This window comes from Photobacterium sp. R1 (assembly GCF_054600795.1).
Genome location: NZ_BAAHZP010000383.1, coordinates 1 through 299 on the forward strand (window position 1 = coordinate 1; position 299 = coordinate 299).

At 44.1% G+C, this 299-nt stretch carries 1 protein-coding gene; it reads left to right on the top strand.

The window, feature by feature from the left end:
- Positions 1 to 299: hypothetical protein (locus ACYP03_RS25520; RefSeq protein ID WP_459782608.1), on the top strand; the 299-nt coding region annotated here is incomplete at both ends.

A 299-nucleotide genomic window follows, 5' to 3' on the forward strand; every position in this document is an offset into this window, starting at 1 on the left:
GTGATTGACTGGAGTGCCTTCAACAAACCGGTGAAGATTTCGCGGGAGAAGCACACCGTCGAATTTGTCTACGATGCCAACCATAACCGCTATCTGAAAAAATCCAGCGATGGTAAGCAAACGGTTTATGTCAGCAATCAGTATGAACGTATTACCGACACCAAAACCGGCCAAGTGCAGCATCAGCACTATATCTATGCTGATGGCAAACTGATCGCACTGAATACCCAGTTTAAAAATACAGAAAACAAACTGGAGAACAAACAGACACGTTATCTGCATTACGATGCGCTGAATTC